At 43.5% G+C, this 4,534-nt stretch carries 2 protein-coding genes; both read right to left on the bottom strand.

The genetic code is table 11. The features are described from left to right. Nucleotides 1–109: 109 nt before the first annotated feature. The gene (locus F6K38_RS35410) at nt 110–2,932 is read right to left on the bottom strand and encodes a CHAT domain-containing protein (protein ID WP_008185255.1); all 2,823 of its coding nucleotides are present in this window, start codon (nt 2,930–2,932) and stop codon (nt 110–112) included. A gap of 96 nt (nt 2,933–3,028) precedes the next feature. Next, nucleotides 3,029–4,534 (bottom strand): CHAT domain-containing protein (locus F6K38_RS35405; protein ID WP_287359766.1); only part of this gene is annotated, 1,506 nt, incomplete at its 5' end.

The raw sequence follows: 4,534 nt of genomic DNA, 5'->3' as shown, positions 1-4,534 counted from the left end.
ATGCCAAAAGCCGGAAAACCATGGCAAGCCCGTCTTATCACGCACCCTACGCACCTCCCCCATCTCCCCATCTCCCCATCTCCCCATCTCCCCACACTTCCCACCCTCTCTACCTAGCCTCACCAATCACAGTAAAAGCCGCCCAAGCTTTCGGGTCTGGATTACCATCTCCATCATTAAGCATCGATAACATCGCCTCTCGCATCGCTTTCGCTTTATCGAATTTGTGAGTGTAAATATTAGTATAAAACTCCCTCATCAACTTGACCGTATCATGATCAGGTATTTTCCATAGGGACACCACCAAACTGGGTACACCTGCCGCAATCAAAGAACGGGATAAACCAACTACCCCTTCCCCTTTAATCTCACCTCTACCAGTATCACAAGCACTCAGGACGACTAACTTTGCTTTCAATAAGGATTTTTCCGGTAGTCCGTAACCAATCAGAATTTCATCACTGGTGAGAAAGCCATCATGGTCTGGTTGCTCAGGAGCTAATGCGATCGCACCGGGATAACCAATACCATTGACATCATCGAGTAAACCATGGGTGGCTAAATGGATAACGGAAGCATTGGCCATTTTTTCCACAATGGTTGATTCTGTTGCTTCTGCTCCAATTAGAGCTTTTGTATTCAGCAATTGAGCAATGGTTAAGGCTTCTGTTTCTGCACCCAGTAGAGGGGTTAAGGCTTTTTGTTCTAGTCCTATTTTAATCGTAGGCATGGTGGGATTACCCACAATCAATGGTTTTCCCCGGCTGTGTTGGACTCGATGCCAATGTTTACGGGTGAACGACAGGGATTGGATCGAAGGAGCAGTGAGAATGGTATGGTTTTCGATTAGATAATTTCCGTCATCATCTAGCAGAGCAGCAAAGGGAACCAGAAATAGTTCTTGATGGGGGATAAAAATAATACGGTCTGATGGGTTTGTTGGTAATACGTCAACAATGGGAGTAATCAGCAGTTGGTAGAGTTCCTGTAGTCGATTACTATTGTTAGGGTTTGGTGGTGAAGCAGGATTCTGATTACCTCGACCTCTGACACCAATCTGCAGACGACTGACTTTAACTAGTTCCGCCAGAGTAGTATTTTGGGGTAACGTATTACTACGGAAAGTAATCTCACCAGTTGGAGCAATCACCCAAATATAAATCTGGTCATCAACAATGGAATATTCCACCAAGGTGGCTTGTTGCTGTTTAGCAATCTCTTGAATGTCTTCAAGAGTAAGAGTTTTGGTTTTTTGAGGAGTTTCAGATAACTGTGCCGCTAATAAATCAATCAGAGCGCGGTTGCGACCCCGTTCGGAAATCTCTAAGGCTTGTTTTGGTTTACCTTGAGCAACCAACACCTGTTGTAAGAGACGATAGCTGCGAGATTGTTTTTCAAAAATAGAAATCTTCCAATCATCTTTGTTACGGAGGATATGGCGGATATCTTCCCAAATTTTAATGGCATCAAACAGGTTAGTTTGAGCCTGTTCTAATTGATTATTTTCTAACAAAACAGCACCGCGAATACTCAGGGGTATAGCTTGAAGCCGACGATCTAAAATTTTCCTAGCAATAGCTAAAGATTGTTGGTAGTAATCAATCGCTTTTTTGTACTTTTCCAGAGAGTAGTATGCAAAACCTAGATTATTTAGGGAGTAAACTTCACTCATGCGGTCTTCGATTTCCCTAGGAATAGCTAAAGATTGTTGGTGATAATCAATCGCTTTTTTGTACTCTCCCAGAGAGTAGTATGCAACAGCCAGACCAGTCAGGAAGCCAGTTTCACCCTGGCGGTTTCCGATTTTCCTAGGAATAGCTAAAGATTGTTGGTAGTAATCAATCGCTTTTTTGTAGTCTCCCAGATTGCCGTATGCAACACCCAGATCACTAAGGGACTTAGCTTCACCCTGGCGGTCTTCGATTTCCCTAGCAATAGCTAAAGATTTTTGGTGGTAATTAATAGCTTTTTTGTACTCTCCCAGATTATAGTATGCACTACCCAGATTACCCAGGGAGTAAGCTTCACCCAGGCGGTTTCCGATTTCCTTATCAATAGCTAAAGATTGTTGCTGGTAATCAATCGCTTTTTTATAGTCTCGTAGATAATAGTATGCAAGACCCAGATTAGTCAGGGAGCGAGCTTCACCTTCGCGGTTTCCGACTTCCCTATAAAAAGCGATCGCTTCTAGCTGGTAATAAATCGCTTTGTTGTAGTCTCCCAAACTCTCGTATGCATTAGCCAGATTAGTCAGGGAGCGAGCTTGACCCTTGCGGTGTCTAATTTGCCTAGCAATAGCTAAGGATTGTTGGTAGTAATCAATCGCTTTTTTGTAGTTTCCCAAACTCTCGTATGCATCACCGAGATTAGTCAGGGAGATAGCTTCACCCTTGCGGTCTCCGATTTCCTTAGCAATAGCTAAGGATTGTTGGTAGTAATCAATCGCTTTTTTGTAGTTTCCCAAACTCTCGTATGCATCACCGAGATTAGTCAAGGAGATAGCTTCACCCTTGCGGTCTCCGATTTCCTTAGCAATAGCTAAGGATTTTTGGAGGTAATCAATCGCTTTGTTGTACTCTCCCAGACCAAGGTATGTAAGACCCAGACTAATCAGGGAGGCAGCTTCACCCTCCCGGTTTCCGATTTGTTTATAAATTACCAATGCTTGCTGCCAAGACTGTAATGCTTCTCGGAACTCACTGCGATAAAGCTGACTAAGTCCTTGCTCAACGAGTTTGTCCGCCTCGGCTTGCTTACTGTCTACTTGAACTATGGCATCACTAGGGGCTATAGTCCCTTCTTGCTCTGGGCTAACCGTGTTTTGTTCTTGAGCCAGTGCTGGTAAGGTGAGGAATCTAGCCACAACAGGCAATTCACAAGGAGTGAAGCAGACAGTGAGAAGTCCCAACCATAAGACCTGCTTAAGTTTCATATCGGATATTGAATCATTACTTACTTGGCCATATCTGAGATATTCCTGAGCTTATGCAATGATTAAGGGAGCAGGGAGTCGGGAGTCGGGAAGTCTCTACCTAGCCTCGCCAATAACCGTAAAAGCCGCCCAAGCTTTCGGGTCTGGATTACCATCTCCATCATTGATCATCGATAACATCGCCTCTCGCATGGCTTTCGCTTTATCGAATTTGTGGGTGTAAATATTAGTGTAAAACTCCTTCATCAACTTGACCGTATCATGATCAGGTATTTTCCATAACGACACCACCAAACTGGGTACACCGGCGGCAATCAAAGAACGGGATAAACCAATTACCCCTTCCCCTTTTATCTCACCCCTACCAGTATCACAAGCACTGAGCACTACTAACTTTGCTTTCAATAAGGGTGGTTTCTGGTGTTGGTCACTGATCATAATTTCACGACTGGTGAGAAAGCCATCATGGTCTGGTTCCTCAGGAGCTAATGCGATCGCACCGGGATAATCAATACCATTGACATCATCCAGTAAACCATGGGTAGCGAAATGGATAACCGAAGCATTGGCCATTTTCCGCACAATGGTTGGTTCTGTTGCTTCCAAACCAATCAGAGCTTTTGTATTGAGCAATTGAGCAATAGTTAATGCTTCTGTTTCTGCACCCAGTAGAGGGGTTAACGGTTTTTGTTCCAGTCCTATTTTAATCGTAGGCATGGTGGGATTACCGACAATCAATGGTTTTCCCCGGCTGTGTTGGACTCGATGCCAATGTTTACGGGTGAACCACAACGATTGGATCGAAGGAGCAGTGAGAATGGTATGGTTTTCGATTAGATACTTGCCCTGATCATCTAGCAGAGCAGCAAAGGAAACCAGAAATAGTTCTTGATGGGGGATGAAAATAATACGGTCTGATGCAGTTCTTGGTAATAAGTCAACAATCGGAGTAATCAGCAGTTGGTAGAGTTGGTGTAGGGGATGTTGTAGTAGATTATTATTGTTAGTATTTAGTGGTGAAGCAGCATTTTGATTACCTCTACCTCTGACACCAATCTGCAGACGACTGACTTTGACTAGTTCCGCCAGAGAAGTATCTTGTGGTAATGTATTACTACGGAAAGTAATCTCACCAGTTGGAGCAATCACCCAAATATAAATCTGGTTCTTAACAATCGAATATTCAACCAAAGTTGCTTGTTGTTGTTGAGCAATTATTTGAATGTCTTCAAGAGTAGGAGCTTTAGTTTGACGACGTTCAGATAACCGTGCCGCTAATAAATCAATCAGAGCGCGGTTGCGACCCTGTTCGGAAATTTCTAAGGCTTGTTTTAGTTTACCTTGAGCAACCAAAACCTGTTGTAAGAGACGATAGCTGCGAGCTTGTGCTTCAAAAATAGAAACCTTCCAATCATCTTGATTCCCCAGGTTTTGGCGGATATCTTCCCAAATTTTAATGGCATCAAACAGGTGAGTTTTTGCCTGTTCTAGTTGATTGTTTTCTAAGAAAGTAGCACCGAGATTATTCAGGGAGTAAGCTTCACCCTTGCGGTGTCCGATTTCCCTAGCAATAGCTATGGATTTTTGGTGGTAATCAATTGC

The organism is Moorena sp. SIO3B2, from assembly GCF_010692525.1.
GTDB classification, from domain to species: Bacteria; Cyanobacteriota; Cyanobacteriia; order Cyanobacteriales; family Coleofasciculaceae; genus Moorena; species Moorena producens.
Note: the sequence above shows the minus strand (reverse complement) of the source record. Positions and strands in the feature narration are given on the sequence as shown.